Annotated in this window: 18 protein-coding genes; 14 read left to right on the plus strand and 4 right to left on the minus strand. The window is 69.4% G+C overall.

The window, feature by feature from the left end; all coding sequences use genetic code 11:
• Positions 1-12: 12 nt before the first annotated feature.
• Genes ACTWP6_RS18495 through ACTWP6_RS18510 form a run of 4 tightly spaced genes read left to right on the plus strand, consistent with a single transcriptional unit; the run spans position 13 to position 3376 of the window.
• Positions 13-759 carry an ABC transporter ATP-binding protein gene (locus tag ACTWP6_RS18495; RefSeq protein WP_443188456.1) on the plus strand — a complete coding sequence of 249 codons (747 nt, stop codon included), beginning with the start codon at positions 13-15 and terminating at the stop codon, positions 757-759.
• Positions 756-1742: an amidohydrolase family protein gene (locus ACTWP6_RS18500; RefSeq protein WP_443188457.1), complete on the plus strand. Its 987-nt coding sequence runs from the start codon at positions 756-758 to the stop codon at positions 1740-1742. Before ACTWP6_RS18495 ends, ACTWP6_RS18500 begins: the two co-directional genes overlap by 4 nt.
• Positions 1735-2925, plus strand: a complete 1191-nt coding sequence (locus ACTWP6_RS18505; protein ID WP_443188458.1) for an FAD binding domain-containing protein — start codon at positions 1735-1737, stop codon at positions 2923-2925. Before ACTWP6_RS18500 ends, ACTWP6_RS18505 begins: the two co-directional genes overlap by 8 nt.
• 16 nt (positions 2926-2941) lie before the next feature.
• Positions 2942-3376 carry a hypothetical protein gene (locus ACTWP6_RS18510; protein ID WP_260755913.1) on the plus strand — a complete coding sequence of 145 codons (435 nt, stop codon included), beginning with the start codon at positions 2942-2944 and terminating at the stop codon, positions 3374-3376.
• Here the strand turns inward: ACTWP6_RS18510 and ACTWP6_RS18515 are convergent.
• A complete protein-coding gene (locus ACTWP6_RS18515) occupies positions 3373-4533 on the minus strand; it encodes a zinc-binding dehydrogenase (RefSeq protein WP_443188459.1) in 1161 nt (386 codons plus the stop codon). The genes ACTWP6_RS18510 and ACTWP6_RS18515 overlap by 4 nt on opposite strands.
• Positions 4534-4563: 30 nt before the next feature.
• On the opposite strand from ACTWP6_RS18515, the gene ACTWP6_RS18520 reads away from it, so the two are divergent.
• From ACTWP6_RS18520 to ACTWP6_RS18530, 3 genes are read left to right on the plus strand one after another with little or no spacing between them, the layout of a single operon-like run.
• The gene (locus tag ACTWP6_RS18520) at positions 4564-5349 is read left to right on the plus strand and encodes a glutaminyl-peptide cyclotransferase (RefSeq protein WP_443188460.1); all 786 of its coding nucleotides are present in this window, start codon (positions 4564-4566) and stop codon (positions 5347-5349) included.
• Positions 5350-5354: 5 nt separating this feature from the next.
• Positions 5355-6227, plus strand: coding sequence for a DUF1295 domain-containing protein (locus ACTWP6_RS18525; RefSeq protein ID WP_443188461.1), 873 nt, complete (start codon positions 5355-5357; stop codon positions 6225-6227).
• Positions 6224-7342, plus strand: coding sequence for an FAD-dependent oxidoreductase (locus tag ACTWP6_RS18530; protein ID WP_443188462.1), 1119 nt, complete (start codon positions 6224-6226; stop codon positions 7340-7342). The genes ACTWP6_RS18525 and ACTWP6_RS18530 overlap by 4 nt, the downstream gene beginning before the upstream one ends.
• Here ACTWP6_RS18530 and ACTWP6_RS18535 read toward each other — a convergent pair.
• From ACTWP6_RS18535 to ACTWP6_RS18545, 3 genes are all read right to left on the minus strand, one after another.
• The gene (locus tag ACTWP6_RS18535; RefSeq protein WP_443188463.1) at positions 7317-8384 is read right to left on the minus strand and encodes a serine hydrolase; all 1068 of its coding nucleotides are present in this window, start codon (positions 8382-8384) and stop codon (positions 7317-7319) included. The genes ACTWP6_RS18530 and ACTWP6_RS18535 overlap by 26 nt on opposite strands.
• Positions 8385-8485: 101 nt before the next feature.
• Positions 8486-8914 carry a hypothetical protein gene (locus ACTWP6_RS18540; RefSeq protein WP_260755907.1) on the minus strand — a complete coding sequence of 143 codons (429 nt, stop codon included), beginning with the start codon at positions 8912-8914 and terminating at the stop codon, positions 8486-8488.
• Positions 8915-8996: 82 nt separating this feature from the next.
• Entirely contained in the window at positions 8997-9407 is a 411-nt protein-coding gene (locus tag ACTWP6_RS18545) for a heme-binding protein (RefSeq protein ID WP_260755906.1), read from the minus strand.
• A 300-nt stretch (positions 9408-9707) separates the two neighbouring features.
• On the opposite strand from ACTWP6_RS18545, the gene ACTWP6_RS18550 reads away from it, so the two are divergent.
• The 7 genes from ACTWP6_RS18550 to ACTWP6_RS18580 all read left to right on the plus strand — a co-directional run.
• On the plus strand, positions 9708-10121 hold the full coding sequence (locus tag ACTWP6_RS18550) for a VOC family protein (protein ID WP_260755905.1): 414 nt from the start codon (positions 9708-9710) through the stop codon (positions 10119-10121).
• Between the two features lies 1 nt (position 10122).
• The gene (locus ACTWP6_RS18555) at positions 10123-10992 is read left to right on the plus strand and encodes a rhomboid family intramembrane serine protease (RefSeq protein ID WP_443188464.1); all 870 of its coding nucleotides are present in this window, start codon (positions 10123-10125) and stop codon (positions 10990-10992) included.
• A gap of 17 nt (positions 10993-11009) precedes the next feature.
• Positions 11010-11714 (plus strand): beta-phosphoglucomutase family hydrolase, encoded by a 705-nt coding sequence (locus tag ACTWP6_RS18560; protein ID WP_443188465.1) that lies wholly within the window; start codon positions 11010-11012, stop codon positions 11712-11714.
• A gap of 5 nt (positions 11715-11719) precedes the next feature.
• Positions 11720-14083 (plus strand): glycoside hydrolase family 65 protein, encoded by a 2364-nt coding sequence (locus tag ACTWP6_RS18565; RefSeq protein ID WP_443188470.1) that lies wholly within the window; start codon positions 11720-11722, stop codon positions 14081-14083.
• 8 nt (positions 14084-14091) lie between these two features.
• Positions 14092-14361, plus strand: coding sequence for a hypothetical protein (locus ACTWP6_RS18570; RefSeq protein ID WP_443188466.1), 270 nt, complete (start codon positions 14092-14094; stop codon positions 14359-14361).
• A 48-nt stretch (positions 14362-14409) separates the two neighbouring features.
• Complete coding sequence (locus ACTWP6_RS18575) at positions 14410-15735, plus strand: MFS transporter (RefSeq protein WP_260755902.1); 1326 nt, start codon at positions 14410-14412, stop codon at positions 15733-15735.
• Positions 15732-15970 (plus strand): hypothetical protein (locus tag ACTWP6_RS18580; protein WP_443188467.1); only part of this gene is annotated, 239 nt, incomplete at its 3' end. The genes ACTWP6_RS18575 and ACTWP6_RS18580, both read left to right, overlap by 4 nt.

Raw genomic sequence — 15970 nt, forward strand, 5'->3', positions numbered from 1 at the left:
AAGCGAGAAATCATGGCTTCCATCGAAATTCAGGGTCTCGTCAAGGAGTTCACGGACCGCCGCGGTGCGGTCACGCGCGTCATCGACGGCGTCGACCTCACCATCTCGGGCGAGACCTTCGTCTCTGTCGTCGGCCCCTCCGGCAGCGGCAAGACCACGCTGCTCAACATCGTGTCCGGCATCGAGACCCACACTGCCGGACAGGTCCGGCTCCGTGCCGGATCCCGAGATGCCCGGGTGGGCTACGTGTTCCAGGATCCGCGCCTGCTGCCGTGGCGCACGGTGATGGCCAACCTGGCCTTCGTCCAGCATGAGCGGGCCGGCTGGCAGGAGCGAGCCCGCCACTACCTCGACCTCGTCGGGCTCGGACACTGCGCCGACCGCTTCCCGGCCCAGCTGTCCGGTGGGCAGCAGCAGCGCATCGGTATCGCCCGCGCGTTCGCCGTCGAACCCGACGTGCTGCTGATGGACGAACCGTTCAGCCACCTCGACGCGATGACCTCGCGCACGCTGCGCGAGCACCTGGAGCGCATCTGGCTGGAGTCGCGGCGCACCGTCATGTTCGTCACCCACGACGTGACCGAGGCCGTGCAGCTGTCCGACCGCATCGTCGTGCTCGAACCCGGTGGCCGCATCCACGAGATCATCGATGTCGATCTGCCGCGGCCGCGTCGCGCGTCCGATCCGGCCGTGGCCGTGCTGCAGGCCGAGATCCTGGCTCGCTTCGAAGCTCTCGAGTCCAAGGTCGCCGCGGTATGAGCGTCCGGTCCGGCCCTATCGACGTCCACGCCCACTGGCTGCCGCGGGACCTGTTCGGCCTTGCTCCCGGCTCTCCGGTGCCCCCGCTCGGAGACCGCGGCGGGCAGCTGCACCTGGGCGAGCTGCCGCTGTCGATCGAAACCGACGCGATGAGCGACATCGGGCGCGTCCTCGCCGACACGGACGCCGCGGGTCTGGGTGCTCGTGTGTTGTCCGCGCCGCCGTTCGCGTTTCCGGTCGTCGACCACGCCGAGGTCGACGCGTTCGTCGGCGCCTACAACCAGGAGCTGGAGAGGGTGTGCCGCGACAGCGGCGGACGCCTGCTCGGCCTCGGCCTGGTGTCACTGCACCCGCCCGAGTCGGCGCGTAAACAGATTGCGGCGCTGGCTTCCTCGGGCATCACACCGGGCATCGCGGTGCCTCCACTGCTGGGCGCCACCTCGTTCGACGCGGCCCCGATGCGGGACATCCTCGTGGCGGCCGCCGAGTACGGGCTGGCCGTGCTGGTACACCCGATGCAGCTCGCGCGGCAGGAATGGTCCTCCTACTACCTGGCCAACCTCATCGGAAACCCGGTCGAGACCGCCACCGCCGCTGCGGCCCTGACCCTCGGCGGAGTGCTCGACGAGATCGACGGTCTGCGCGTCTGCCTGGTGCACGGCGGCGGCTGTTCACCTGCCCTGGTCGGACGCTGGCAGCACGGGTGGCAGCAGCGGGCCGACGTCCGGTCGGCAGGCTCACGGGCTCCCCGCGACGCGTTCACCGACCTGTGGTTCGACACGCTGACCCATGACGTGCCCTCCCTCGGACTGCTTGCTGCACAAGCTGATCCGTCACACCTGATGTGCGGCAGCGACTATCCGTTCGACATGGGCACCGACAGGCCCCTGGCGCTACCGCACGCGGCGGACATCGACGACGCCGCGTTGGAATCCAACGCCCGGGCCTTCCTCGGGCTGACCACAGGAGAACGACATGATTGATTGGAGCGGCCACCGGGCGATCGTCGTCGGTGGTTCCATCGGCGGTCTGACCACCGCGCTGCTGCTGCGGCGCCTCGGCTTCGACGTCGCGGTCTTCGAACGCACCCCCAGCAACCTCGACGGCCGCGGCGGTGGGATCGTGCTGCAACCGGACACGCTGCGCTGGTTCGTCGAGTGCAGCCAGCAGCATCCCGAGACCGTGAGTACATCAACGCATTTCGTGCAGTATCTGGGTGACGACAACTCGGTGATCCATCGCGAGGCGGCACCGTGGAGCTATACCTCCTGGGGCACCTTCTACCGCGCGCTGCTGGCGGACTTCGGCCCCGACGCCTACAACCTGGGCGAGTACGCCGCCGGCTTCGACCAGGACGCCGACGGCGTGGACGTGAGATTCACCTCCGGACGGCGGGAGCGCGCCGAACTCGTGGTGTTCGCCGACGGCATCACCTCGCCGAGCCGGCGCCGCATCTCGCCGGAGTCCCGGCTGGAGTACTCGGGCTACGTGGGCTGGCGCGGCACCGTGCCCGAAGGTCAGGTGTCCCCCGAAACGTTCGAGTTGCTCAAGGATTCGATCAGCTACAGCCTGGGGCCCCAGACCCACATCAACGTCTATCCGATACCGTCTCCCGACGGCGGGCTCCGCCCAGGCGAGCGGCTGTTGAACTACGTGTGGTACCGCAACGTCGCGCAAGGGTACGAGCTCGACGAGTTGATGACCGACAAGCGTGGCTTCATCGCGGGTGTCTCGCTGCACCCGGGACAGGTGCAAGACCGCTTCGTCGACGAGATGCGCTCGGTGGCAGCCGAAGTGCTGGCTCCGGCGGCAGCCGAGGTGGTGGTACGCACCGAGCAGCCCTACCTGCAGGCGGTGTACGACGTCGGCGCCCGTCAGATGGCGCTGGGGCGAGTCGCACTCGTCGGCGACGCCGCCAGCGCGGCCCGGCCGCATGCCGCGGCCGGCACCGCGAAGGCGGCCGCGAACGCGTGGGCGTTGCACGACGCCCTGGCCGACAGTGCCGATATCGCCGAGGCTCTCGCCAAGTGGGAACCCGGCCAACTCGAGCTCGCGCAGCGGTTGCTGCGCCGGGTCAAGGAAATGGGCACGCGGTCCCAGGTCACCGGCACCTGGGTACCCGGCCACCCCGACAACCGGTTCGGCCTGTACGGGCCGGGCCACTAGAACCGAAAGGCACACGATGACAAGCACACACGACCATCTGACCGACGCCCCGCTGGCGGGCACCCTGATCGGCACCGATTTCGAGGGCTGGACCGAGGAACTGCGCGCCGAGTTCGAGACCCACTCGCACGACGGGCATGTCGGCTCCCGGCTGCTCAGCGAGAACGAGCGGGTACGGGTGTGGGAGATCCGGCTGGCTCCGGGGCAGCGCTGGCACGCCCACCGCCACGTGCTGGACTACTTCTGGACCGCGGTCAACGCCGGCCGCAGCAGGCAACACACGTCGGACGGCACGACGCGCGACGTGTCCTACAACGCCGGCGAGACACGGCATTTCATGTTCGCCGAAGGCGAGTACCTGCTGCACGACATCGAGAACGTCGGGGATGACGAGCTGGTGTTCACGACCGTGGAGCACCTCGACTCGGCGAACGCGCCGCTGGATCTCTAGGGACTGATCGCCGGACTGCTCGGATCGATCAGGATCTTCGCGTGCGCCTCCGGGTCGGCCAGCGCGTTGAACGCCGCGGCCACGCCGCCGAGTCCGACCGTCCCGGTCACCAGCGGCGTCGCATCGAGCTTGCCGTCGGCGAGCATGTGCAGGGTGTCCCGGAATTCGATGGGCGTGTAACCGAACACGAACCGCAGGTCGATCTCCTTGCCGATCGCCATCGCGGGGCGCAGCTTGTCGTCACCCATGCAGACGCCGACCACCACCACCCGCGAGGCCAGCGGCGCGGCGCCGATCACCCCGTCGATCATGCCGGGCACCCCGACGCACTCGAAGATCACCGGCCGCTTCGGCGCTGTCCCGCCCAGCCGGTCGGCGACGCGGTACACGTGCGCCCAGCCGGGGATCCTGCGCAGCTTCTCCATCGAGCCGACACCGAGTTCGTAGAGCGCGGGCAGTTCGGTCAGGCCGCGCTGTTTGGCCGGCACCGCGTCGTACGGGGACTCCTCGGCCGGGTCGACGACGACGTCGGCGCCGCACCGGGTAGCCAGCGCGCGTCGGCCCGGGGAGAAGTCACTGGCGACGATGGTGTGCACGCCGCGCGCCTTCAGGTGGCAGATCACCGCCAGCCCCACCGGTCCGCAGCCCAGCACGATCGCGACGTCCTTGGCGGTGACGTCACTGCGGCGCACCGCGTGGTAGGCCACCGCCATCGGCTCGGTAAGGGCGGCGACCGCGGAGTCGAGGCCGTTGGGCACCACGAACGTCAGCGCCGCCTCGGCGAGCACCTGCTCTGCGTAGCCGCCGGGAGCCTTCGGCGACAGACCGGTCAGATGCACGCCGCCGTCGGCGCGCACCAGCGGAAACGACACCACCGTCGTACCCGGGGAGAACTCCTTGCCCGCCTTGCGGCCCCGCTCGGCGACCACCCCGCAGAACTCGTGGCCCATCACCACCGGGGTGTCGCTGCGCGCGAAGTCGTGATAGCCGCCCTCGGCCATCACCTCGGTGAGTTCGTCGGCGTGATCCTTGGCGTGCAGGTCCGATCCGCAGATCCCGCACCGCAGCACGTCGAGCACCAGCTGGCCCTCGGCGGGCTGTGGGGAGGGCAGGTCGACGACCTCCAAAGTCCCGTGCACACAGCTGACCGCTTTCATTCCGCCATCGTCGCACGGTAGAACGGCGATATGACTCCCTCTTCGCAAAGGACCGCGTCGCAGTTGTGGGCCGGGATGATCCTGGTCGTGGTGGCCGGCACCGTCTCGCCCGTCGCGCACGCCGAGCCGGCCGTGCCGGTGGTCGAGCCGGTCGTGCTGGAGGAGATGCCGCACGACGCGCAGGCTTTCACCCAGGGATTCGAGATCAGCGGGCCGGTCCTCTACGAGGGCACCGGGCTGGCCGGGGAGTCGCAGCTGCGCACCCTCGACCCCGACACCGGTGAGGTGACCCGCGCGGTCGACATCCCGGGCGACTACTTCGGGGAGGGCATCACCGTGGTCGGGGACCGGATCTGGCAGCTGACCTACCGCGACGGCGTGGCCGTCGAATGGGACAAGGCCGACCTGACCCCGGTGCGGGAGGTCCCGTTGTCCGGGGAGGGATGGGGGCTCTGTTACGACGGCGAGCGGTTGATCCGCAGCGACGGAAGCAACCGGCTGACGTTCCACGATGCCGCCGGCTTCGCCGAGACCGGCGGTGTCGACGTCACCCGCGACGGCCGTGCCCTCAACGGGCTCAACGAGCTGGAGTGCGTCGACGGCCGGGTGTGGGCCAACCTGTGGCCGTCGGACAACATCGTGCGGATCGACCCGGAGAGCGGCGCGGTGGACCTCGTCGTCAACGCCGCCGGGCTGCGCGCCCGCGGCATCCCGCCCAGCGCCCAGGTACTCAACGGCATCGCCCACGTCGCCGGTGACGAATTCCTGCTGACCGGCAAAGACTGGCCGACGACGTTCCGGGTCCGGTTAGGGTGACCGCTGTGGGCAAGGCGCGCTCGTTGACGATCGTCGCGGTGGCCTATCTCCTGGCTGTCGGTGTCGGGGCGGCGTGGCTGGTGTGGGGCCCGGCCACCGGCCGTCTGTGGCTCGACACGCTGATCGCCGACGTCCTGGCCACCCTGGTGGTGTTCGGATTCAGCCGCGCCTACCGCAATTCCAGCTTCTACGACGCCTACTGGAGCGTCATCCCGCCGCTGCTGCTGGTCTACTGGTGGAGCCAGGGCGACGGCGACGCCCTGCGGTGCTGGCTGGTCGCGGTGCTCGTGCTGGTGTGGGCGGTGCGCTTGACCGGCAACTGGATATACGCGTTTCCCGGGCTGCACCACGAGGATTGGCGCTACCCGATGTTCCGGTCGCGGGCCGGCCGGTGGGAGTTTCTCGCCGACCTCGGCGCGATTTACCTGATCCCGACGCTTCAGGTGTTCCTCGGGATGGTGCCGGTCTACGTCGCGGTCACCACACCCGGTCGCGGGCTGGTGTGGCTCAGCGTGGTCGCATTCGTCGTCGGGATGGCGGCGGTGGCAGTCGAGTTCGTCGCCGACGTGCAGATGCACCGATTCGTCCGCGACCGGCGCCCGGGTGAGGTGATGGACCGCGGGTTGTGGGGCTGGTCGCGGCATCCCAACTACTTCCGCGAGTTCGGATTCTGGTTCGCTCTGGCGCTTTTCGGGCTCGCTGCGGCGCCGGGGGCCTGGTGGCTGTTCGTGGGTGCGGCGGCGATGCTGGCCATGTTCCTCGGCGCCAGCATCCCGATGATGGAGACCCGAAGCCTCGAGCGTAGGCCCGGTTACCAGGCCGTCATCGACCGGGTGTCGCGGTTCGTGCCCCGCCCGCCGGCGAAGGTGAGTGCGTGAAGCGGGTCGTCATCGCCGGGCTGGGCGACACCGGCGTCCTCACCGCGATCAAGCTGGCCCGCCATGCCCAGGTGGTCGGTATCTCCGCCAAACCGGGGCTGGTGAGCGGCCAGGAGCTGGGCTGGCGGCTGGCCCGGCCCGACGACTGGGCCCGGTACAACTGGATCCCGTTCGGCCGCTTCCGCGGCCTCGACGGCGTGCGCACGGTGCACGGCACCCTGACCGGTGTGGATCTCGAATCCCGCTGTGTGCTGGTCGAACTCGCCGACGGATCGGCGACCCAGGTGCCCTACGACGCGCTCGTCATCGCCACCGGCGTGACCAACGGGTTCTGGCGCAGGCCGACCCTGCAGGATGCGGCGCAGGTCGGCGCAGAACTGCGCGACCCGCACGACCGCCTCGCCGCCGCAGGGTCGGTGATTGTCGTCGGCGGCGGCGCCGCGGCCGTCAGCAGCGCCGCCCAGATCGCCACCGCGTGGCCGGGCAAGCCCGTCGACCTGTACTACCCGGGCGAGCGGGCACTCGTCGGTCATCACCCCCGTACGTGGAACTCGGTGCGGCGCAGGCTGATCGACGCCGGAGTGCGGCTGCACCCCGGCCATCGTGCGGTGCTGGACCCCACGTTCGCCGCCGCTGAACTGACCAGCGGGACCGTGCGGTGGAGCACCGGCCAGCCACCCGCGTCCGCCGATGCCGTGCTGTGGGCGATCGGCCGCGTCACGCCCAACACCGGGTGGCTGCCCGCTGAGCTGCTCGACGAGCGCGGGTTCGTGCGCGTGACCCCGACGCTCCAGGTGCCCGGCCACCCCGAGGTGTTCGCCATCGGTGACGTGGCCGCGACCGATCCGCTGCGCAGCTCGGCCCGCAACCGCGCCGACGGACTGCTCGCCCGCAATGTGCGCGCCTCGTTCGCCGGCCGGGCGTTGCGGGACTACCGCGCGCCCACCCGGCGATGGGGTTCGGTGTTGGGCATCCAGCCCGACGGTCTCGAGGTGTTCACGCCCAACGGCAGGGCGTTCCGGTTTCCGGCGTGGTCGTTCGAGCGGGTGCTGATGCCCTGGATCGTGCGGTGGGGGATCTACCGCGGAATCAGATCCGCGGCATCTTGGCGTTGATCCGGTCCAGCAGCTGGGGATAGCGTTTGGCCTCGCGGTGAGGCCCTGGCTTGCCGCTGCTGACCACCGCCACCGACAGCGCCCGCTGCGGGTCGGCCCACACCGCGATGTCGGTGAGCCCGGTGTGTCCGAACGCGCCTGCGGCGTCCCGGCCGAATGGACCGAATCGCTTGGAGCCCAACATGTAGCCAGTGCCCCACCGCATCGGCGCCAGGCCGGTGGCCAGATCCGGCCGTAACCGGCGCGCCTCTCGGGTGGCCGCATACAGCGTCTCCGGCGAGAGGATCCGTACTCCGTCGAGTTCTCCACCGCGGCAGAGGATTTCGGCAAATCGGGACAGTTCGTTGGCGTTGGACACGGTGTTCGACGACGGGATGACGCCGGTCAGGAACTCACGCGTGTTGGAGAACGGGATGATCTGCTGCGGGGTGCCGCCCACCGCCGCCTTGAACGCCTTGGCGATCGGGGCAGGCAGCGGCCTGCCGGTCACGTGGCTGGGTGCGACCAGCGGAACGTCTTGTGGGGCAACGCCGTAGTTGGTCCATCGGAAGCCCAGCGGGTCGAGGATCTGCTCGGCCAGGATGTCGCGGATACTGCGGCCGGTGGCCGCGGAGATGATCTCGCGCATCAGCGGTCCCCACGTCACGCCGTGGTAGATGTGGACCAGCCCCGGCCGATACACCGGCTTCATCCGGCTCAGCATCTCCCGCGCGTACTCGCTGTCGTCCATGCGCTTGAGGTCGGGCTTCGGCCCCGTCGCGAACGGGATGCCGGCGCTGTGGGTGAGCACGTGCCGGATCGTGGTGCGGTCCTTGCCGTGGCTCGTGTACGTCGGCAGATAGTCACACACCCGGTCCTCCAGCGAGAACGCCCCGCGCTCGACGAGCATGTGCGTCACCGTCGTGGTGATCGCCTTGGCCGCCGAGTAGACACAGAACGGGGTGTCGGTGCGGACCGGGACGTCCTCCCAGGCGTAGCCGATGGCACGGTCGAGGATCACCCGGCCCTCGCGGCGCAGGCACACCTGGATTGCCGGCTGCATCCCGGCGCGGTACCAGTGCACCGCCGCCTGCCAGATCCGCTCGACGGCGTCCTCCAGGCCGGCGTTGTCCTCGGCTCCGATCGAGGTGACCGCGCGATCGCTCAGCGCGGGCCTCCGGAGAACATGCCGCTGCCGATCGCCTGCGTGAGCTGACCCAGCAGCTCGCCGGGGCCGGGCTGCGGAGGCATCGGGGCGTTGGTGAGCTGCCAGGCCTGGCAGTCGCTGGTGGTGAAGGTCGTGTCGGTCGGCAGGATCTGCACGAACGACGGCTTCTTGGTCAGCCGGTTGTCAAGCATCTCCTCGCCGGCAGCACGCTTCCAGTAACAGGCGCCACCGTCGACCGGTCCGGCCGACTGATACACGCCCGGCACGATCTCGGTGCCGACGGTGTACGTGCCGTCAGCGTCGATCGTCGTCTTCGGTGCCTCGGCGGGTTGGGTGTCGGCGGGTTGTGCACCGGCCGTCGGTGCGGCCGCGCCCCAGCCGGCGATCACCGCCGCGGCCATCACGGCTACCTTCGTCAGCCTCATAGGAAGTCAGTCTAAGCGTTGCGGCGGCGGGGGAGAACCCGCCGCCGCAACGTCCGCAACGTCCGCAACGTGGTGGTGCAGATCAGCCGGCCATGAACGTGTCGTAGGCCGACTGCAGATCCGCCGGCAGCACGCCCACGTTGCAGTTGCGCTGCGTGTCGCCGATCGGGGCGAGGATGCCGCGCAGGTCGTAGTACTCCGCCGGGTTGGCGGTGAAATAGCCCCGCAGGTTGGCCTCGGCCTCGGGCCGCGGCTGGTTCATCGCCGCGGTCACGGCCTGGTTCGCGCCCGGGTGGGTGTCGAGGTACTGCCGCGCCTGCGCGGTGACCGAACTGACGGTCCCGGTGAGCGAGCTCGCGGTGCACTGGGCCGGCTGCGCCCCCGCCATCGGTGCCGCCACGGTTGCTGCGGCCACGCCGCCGAGCAGACATGCGGCCGAGACGCCGGCCACGGCGCGCCGACGGGCGCGCACGGTAAAACCATTGAGATTCATGATTGGTTGGTCCTTCGCATTGTGAATCGGTTGCTGCTTCCCCCGGCTGAGATCCAAGGTAGCCGAATCCTGAAGTGGTCAAACGTAACTCGTCGGCGCCGATGACCGCCTGGGCCGAGCGTTACAGGGTGCGGGCGTGACGTTGACCTCAATTCCGGGGTGTAACCGGCCCGACGATCCCCGCTGCGGTTTCCAAACCATGAAACTTCTCAGAATTCGCCGGGTTTGCTTAAGTGATCGTGATCTGGGTCGTCACCGAATCGTTACCGAGCAAAAGCCGCGGGCAGGCGAGATAAGTTGGTGATCGTGAAACTGGACCTGCTGACACCCGGCATCGAGGTCGGGCTCGTCACCACCGACCCGGGCCCGATGGTCGCCTTCTACGAGGGATTCCTCGAACTTGAGCCCCAAGGCGACATCGAGTTCGACGGGGGCTCACAACGGCGCTACTCACTCGGGGGCAGCGTGCTCAAGCTCGTCACCTACACGACGGCGCCCGCTGCTCCCGCCGCACCCGGCGGCGGGCGCGCGCAGGCGGGTCTGCGGTACTTCACGATCGGGGTGAACGGTCTGCGCGCCGTCGCCGACGCGTTCGCCGCATCCGAATACGAAGTGGTGGAGCCGCTCACCGAGTATGCGCCGGTGCCCGGCATGGGCTGGATGTTCGTCGCCGACCCCGACGGCAACCACATCGAGTTGTTCGGGACGCTCTGACATGGGTTACCCCTACCCGTCCGGCACCCCCGCGCAGGCCCCGACGTGCTACCGGCATCCCGACCGTCAGACCTACGTCCGCTGCACCCGCTGCAACCGATTCATCTGCCCGGAATGCATGCACAGCGCCGCTGTCGGCCATCAGTGCGCCGACTGCGTCGGCGAGGGCGCCCGGTCCGTCCGACCGGTCACCAACGCCGTCGGTGCCCGCGCGCCGCGGTCGACGACGCCGCTGGTCACCTACGTGCTGATCGGCGTCAACCTGCTGATGTTCGCACTGCAGATGGCGTCTCCGGAGCTCGAACGCGCCCTCGGGTTGTGGCCGCCCGCCGCCGCCGACGGTGAGCTGTACCGGCTGCTGACCTCGGCGTTCCTGCACTTCAGCCTCACCCACATCGCGTTCAACATGCTGGCGCTGTATTTCGTCGGCCCGCCGCTGGAGTTCGCGCTGGGGCGGCTGCGGTTCGTCGCGCTCTATCTGCTCAGCGCGCTGGGCGGCTCGGTGCTGGTGTACCTGCTCACGTTCAACGCGCTCACCGCCGGCGCGTCCGGGGCGGTGTTCGGATTGTTCGGCGCGACGTTCGTGGTGGGCCGCAAGCTGAACATGGACGTGCGGTCGGTCGTCGCGATCATCGTGCTGAACCTCGCGTTCACGTTTCTGATCCCGCTGTTCACCTCGCAGAACATCAGTTGGCAGGGCCATGTCGGCGGGCTGGTGACCGGTGCGGTGGTGGCCGCGGCCTTCGTCTACGCCCCGCGCGGGCAGCGCAACCTGGTGCAGGGCGCTGCGGCGGCCGGGTTGCTGGTGCTGTTCGTCGCGCTGGTCGTGTGGCGCACTGCCGAGTTGCGGAGCATGCTCGGACTGAGCTGAATGGGTATGGGGGGGAGATGCTCGGCCTACCGGACCGCATCCGCGCATGTCTGTTCGATCTCGACGGCGTGCTCACCGACACCGCCAGCGTGCACCGCCGCGCCTGGAAGGCGATGTTCGACGAGTACCTGCGCAGCCGTGCCGAACACGGCGTGCCCTACGTGCCCTTCGATGCGGGTGCGGACTACGAGCGCTACGTCGACGGCAAACCGCGCCTGGACGGGGTCCGCTCGTTCCTGGAAAGCCGCGGCATCGTCGCCGATGCCCAGACCGTGTCGCACTTGGGCGACCGCAAGAACCGGATGTTCAACCAGAGCCTGCACACCGACGGGGTCACCGTGTTCGACGGGTCGCGGCGGTATCTGCAGGCGGCCACCGACGCCGGGTTGCGGCGCGCGGTGGTGTCGTCGAGCGCCAACACTCGCGACGTACTCGAGCTCACCGGACTGGACGTCTACATCGAGGAGCGTGTCGACGGCGTGACGCTGCGTGAGGAGAACCTGCCCGGCAAACCGGCCCCTGACTCGTTCCTGCGAGCCGCGGAACTGCTCGGCGTGTCCCCGGCGGACGCGGCCGTCTTCGAGGATGCGCTGTCCGGGGTGGCCGCCGGGCGCGCCGGTGATTTCGGCCTGGTGGTCGGCGTCGACCGGACCGGACAGGCCGAGGCCCTGCGGCGCAACGGCGCCGACATCGTCGTCACCGACCTCGGGGAGCTGCTCTGAGCATGATGATCACCGACGACGCGTTTCCGGTGGAACCCTGGCAGGTCCGGGAGACACAGCTGAGGGTGGATCTGCTTGCGCAGACCGAATCGCTGTTCGCGTTGTCCAACGGGCACATCGGGCTGCGCGGCAATCTCGACGAGGGGGAGCCTCACGCGCTGCCCGGCACCTACCTGAACGGGTTCTACGAGACCAGGCCGCTGCCGTACGCGGAGGCGGGGTTCGGCTATCCGGAGGACGGCCAGTCCATCGTCGACGTCACCAACGGCAAGCTGATCCGGCTGCTGGTCGACGACGAACCGTTCGACGTCCGGTACGGCGACGTGCACGCCCACGAACGGACTTTGGATCTTCGGGCCGGCACCCTGACCCGCACGGCGGACTGGACCACACCGTCCGGCAAGCGGGTCAAGGTGCACTCGACCCGGCTGGTCTCGCTGTCCCAGCGCAGCCTGGCCGCTATCGAGTACATCGTCGAAGCCGTCGACGATGTGTTGCTGACCGTGCAGTCGGAGCTGGTCGCCAACGAGGACCTGCCTTCGCCGTCGGGCGATCCCAGGGTCGCCGCGGTGCTGACGAAGCCGCTGGAGGCGGTGCAGCACGAGATCAGCGAGCGCGGGGCACTGCTGATCCACCGGACCCGCTCGAGCGGGTTGACGATGGCCGCGGCGATGGACCACGTCATCGAGGGCGAAGGCCGGGTGGACGTCAGCGGTGACTCCGGCGACGACTGGGCGCGCACCACGGTGGTGACCGAACTGCGCGCCGGTCAGCGTTTGCGCCTGGTGAAGTACCTGGCCTACGGATGGTCCAGCCTGCGCTCGTGCCCGGCGCTGCGCGACCAGGTCGCCGCGGCGATCGCGGGCGCCCGGTACACCGGCTGGTCGGGGCTTCTGCAGTCACAGCGCGAATACCTGGCCGAGTTCTGGGACAGCGCGGACGTCGAGGTCGACGGTGACGCCGACAGCCAGCAGGCCGTGCGCTTCGGGCTGTTCCACGTGTTGCAGGCCAGCGCCCGCGCCGAGCGGCGCGCGATCGCGGGCAAGGGACTGACCGGAACCGGCTACGACGGCCACGCCTTCTGGGACACCGAGGGGTTCGTGCTGCCGGTGCTGACCTACACCGCCCCGCACGCTGCCGCCGACGCGCTGCGGTGGCGGGCGTCGACGCTGGAGCTGGCGCGGGAGCGCGCCAAGGAACTGGACCTGAGCGGCGCGAGTTTCCCGTGGCGCACCATCCACGGCGAGGAATGCTCGGCGTACTGGCCGGCGGGTACCGCCGGTTTCCACGTCAACGCCGACATCGCGATGGCTTTCGACCGCTACCGGGTGGTGACCGGCGACGAGTCGCTCGAATCCGATTGCGGTCTGGCCGTTCTCGTCGAAACCGCCCGGCTGTGGGCCTCGCTCGGCCACCACGACCGATACGGTCGGTGGCGCATCGACGGGGTCACCGGGCCCGACGAATACACCGCGGTGGTGCGGGACAATGTGTTCACCAACCTGATGGCCGCCGCGAACCTGCGCGTCGCGGCCGACGCCTGCACCCGGCACCCCGACGGTGCGCGCGACCTCGGTGTCGACAACGAGGAGACGGCCGCCTGGCGTGACGCCGCCGACGCGGTGCACATCCCCTACGACGAGGAGCTCGGCGTGCACCCGCAGTGCGAGGGGTTCACCACGCTGCGGGAGTGGGACTTCCAGTCCAACACGAAATACCCGCTCCTGTTGCATGAACCGTACGTCCGGCTCTATCCGGCCCAGGTGATCAAGCAGGCCGATCTGGTGCTGGCCATGCAGTGGCAGAGCCATGCGTTCACCCCCGAGCAAAAGGCCCGCAACGTCGACTATTACGAGCGGCGCACCACCAGGGACTCGTCGCTGTCGGCATGCACTCAGGCGGTGATGTGCGCCGAGGTCGGGCATCTGGAACTGGCCCACGACTATGCGTACGAGGCGGCGCTGATCGATCTGCGCGACCTGCACAACAACACCGGCGACGGGCTGCACCTGGCGTCGCTGGCCGGCAGCTGGACCGCGCTCGTCGTCGGGTTCGGCGGGCTGCGCGACGACGAGGGCGTACTGGCACTCGACCCGCACCTGCCCGGCGGCATCTCCCGGCTGTGTTTCCGGTTGCGCTGGCGCGGTTTTCGCGTGACCGTGGCAGCCGACCACGAGTCGGTCACCTACACGCTGCGGGACGGTCCGCGGGGGGCTCTGACCATCCGGCATGCCGGTGAGCCGTTGGAACTGACCACCCGGGAACCGACCAGGGTGGCGGTGCGGCCGCTGGTCCCGTTGCTGCCGCCGCCGTCGCAGCCGCCCGGGCGGGAGCCGCTGCACCGGCGGGCACGGATCGCCGATCGATAGGCCCCATCATGGGTTTCGCGGTGGAGGAGGCGCTCGACGAGCTGTACTGCGCTGCGCCCGGCGAATTCACCCGAGTACGCACCCGGCTCGCCGCCGCGGCGAAGAAGAGCGGTGACGCCGATGCGCCGTGCCGCATCGGCGACAGCCGGAAGCCGACGACGGCCGCGTGGGTGGTCAACACGCTGGTGATCGGCGGGACGGCCAGATCCGCTCTGACGCGGCCGCCGCGGTGCGGGCCGCGAAGCGCTAAGTTGCCAACAGCGCCGCGTCGAACGTGATGCGGTAAGCGAAATGCTGAGCGCCACGCTTAAATTCGGGAGTTCGACATGGAGACCGACATCCGCCGGGTGGTGACCGGCGCGTCCATCGGTAATGCCGTTGAGTGGTTCGACTTCGCCATCTACGGCTTCCTGGCGACATTCATCGCCGCGCACTTCTTCCCCGCCGGCAACGACACCGCCGCGCTGCTCAACACCTTCGCGATCTTCGCCGCGGCGTTCTTCATGCGTCCGCTCGGCGGATTCTTCTTCGGGCCGCTCGGCGACCGCATCGGCCGCCAGAAGGTGCTGGCGGTGGTGATCCTGCTGATGTCGGCGGCCACGCTGTGCATCGGTGTGCTGCCGACCTACGACACCATCGGGGTGGCGGCACCGCTGCTGCTCCTGTTCTTCCGCTGCCTACAGGGCTTCTCGGCGGGCGGCGAGTACGGCGGCGGCGCGGTGTACCTGGCGGAGTTCGCCGGCGACGCCCGCCGCGGCCTGACCGTCACGTTCATGGCCTGGTCCGGGGTCCTCGGCTTCCTGATGGGCTCGGTCACCGTGACCGCACTGCAGGCGCTCCTGTCCGCCGAGGCCATGGAGAGCTACGGCTGGCGCATCCCGTTCCTGATCGCCGGGCCGCTGGGACTGGTCGGTCTCTACATCCGGCTGCGCCTGGGCGACACACCGCAGTTCGCCGAACTGAACAAGGCGGACAACACCGCCGAGTCGCCGCTGCGGGAAGCCGTCACCACGTCGTGGCGGCAGATCCTGCAGGTGATCGGCCTGTTCATCGTCTTCAACATCGGCTACTACATCGTGTTCACGTTCCTGCCAACGTATTTCATCAAGACGCTGGGGTTCTCCAAGACCGCGTCGTTCGTGTCGATCACGCTGGCCTGCGTGGTGGCGCTGGTGCTGATCCTCCCGCTGGCGGCGCTGTCAGACCGGGTCGGGCGGCGGCCGCTGCTCATCGGCGGCGCGGTCGCCTTCCTGGTGCTCGGCTACCCGCTGTTCCTGCTGCTCACGTCGGGCTCGCTGGTCGCGGCGATCTCGGCGCACTGTCTGCTGGCCGCGATCGAGTCGGTCTACATCTCCTGCGCGGTGTCGGCCGGGGTGGAGCTGTTCGCCACCCGGATCCGGTTCAGCGGGTTCTCGGTGGGCTACAACGTGTGCGTCGCCGTGTTCGGCGGCACCACCCCGTACGTCGTGACGTGGCTGACCGCGGCCACGGGAAACCCGATCGCGCCGGCGTTCTACCTGATGATCGCGGCCGCGCTGTCGCTGCTCACGGTGCTCACGCTGCGGGAATCGGCGGGCCGAGCATTGGCGCAGGTGCAGGACGACCCCGCTAGGGTGGGCTCAGGCATCCACGAAGGGGAGACGCGCAGATGAAGCTTCAGGTGTTGCCCTACGTCACCGTCGAGATCGACGACCGGCTACGGCGCCGCGTGCGCACCGCCGGCGAGAGATTCCGGGTCACCGTCCGGGCTTACCTGCGCAGCGCTGCCGACGACGTGGACGCCGCCGGGGACCGGGTCAGCGGACTCTGCGACCGTGCCGTGCACCGGGTGGACTCGGTGGTCGCCCGCGTCAACGACCGGATCGCGCCGACGCAGTCGGAGCCGGC

This window comes from Mycobacterium sp. 4D054 (genome assembly GCF_052245755.1).
Lineage (GTDB): Bacteria > Actinomycetota > Actinomycetes > Mycobacteriales > Mycobacteriaceae > Mycobacterium.

What these genes read in the sequence shown, in the direction of transcription:
- ACTWP6_RS18495 (WP_443188456.1), top strand. Translation starts at nt 13, where the DNA reads ATGGCTTCCATCGAAATTCAGGGTCTCGTCAAGGAGTTCACGGACCGC.
- ACTWP6_RS18500 (WP_443188457.1), top strand. Translation starts at nt 756, where the DNA reads ATGAGCGTCCGGTCCGGCCCTATCGACGTCCACGCCCACTGGCTGCCG.
- ACTWP6_RS18505 (WP_443188458.1), top strand. Translation starts at nt 1,735, where the DNA reads ATGATTGATTGGAGCGGCCACCGGGCGATCGTCGTCGGTGGTTCCATC.
- ACTWP6_RS18510 (WP_260755913.1), top strand. Translation starts at nt 2,942, where the DNA reads ATGACAAGCACACACGACCATCTGACCGACGCCCCGCTGGCGGGCACC.
- ACTWP6_RS18515 (WP_443188459.1), bottom strand. Translation starts at nt 4,533, where the DNA reads ATGAAAGCGGTCAGCTGTGTGCACGGGACTTTGGAGGTCGTCGACCTG.
- ACTWP6_RS18520 (WP_443188460.1), top strand. Translation starts at nt 4,564, where the DNA reads ATGACTCCCTCTTCGCAAAGGACCGCGTCGCAGTTGTGGGCCGGGATG.
- ACTWP6_RS18535 (WP_443188463.1), bottom strand. Translation starts at nt 8,384, where the DNA reads ATGCAGCCGGCAATCCAGGTGTGCCTGCGCCGCGAGGGCCGGGTGATC.
- ACTWP6_RS18540 (WP_260755907.1), bottom strand. Translation starts at nt 8,914, where the DNA reads ATGAGGCTGACGAAGGTAGCCGTGATGGCCGCGGCGGTGATCGCCGGC.
- ACTWP6_RS18545 (WP_260755906.1), bottom strand. Translation starts at nt 9,407, where the DNA reads ATGAATCTCAATGGTTTTACCGTGCGCGCCCGTCGGCGCGCCGTGGCC.
- ACTWP6_RS18555 (WP_443188464.1), top strand. Translation starts at nt 10,123, where the DNA reads ATGGGTTACCCCTACCCGTCCGGCACCCCCGCGCAGGCCCCGACGTGC.
- ACTWP6_RS18560 (WP_443188465.1), top strand. Translation starts at nt 11,010, where the DNA reads ATGCTCGGCCTACCGGACCGCATCCGCGCATGTCTGTTCGATCTCGAC.
- ACTWP6_RS18565 (WP_443188470.1), top strand. Translation starts at nt 11,720, where the DNA reads ATGATCACCGACGACGCGTTTCCGGTGGAACCCTGGCAGGTCCGGGAG.
- ACTWP6_RS18570 (WP_443188466.1), top strand. Translation starts at nt 14,092, where the DNA reads ATGGGTTTCGCGGTGGAGGAGGCGCTCGACGAGCTGTACTGCGCTGCG.
- ACTWP6_RS18575 (WP_260755902.1), top strand. Translation starts at nt 14,410, where the DNA reads ATGGAGACCGACATCCGCCGGGTGGTGACCGGCGCGTCCATCGGTAAT.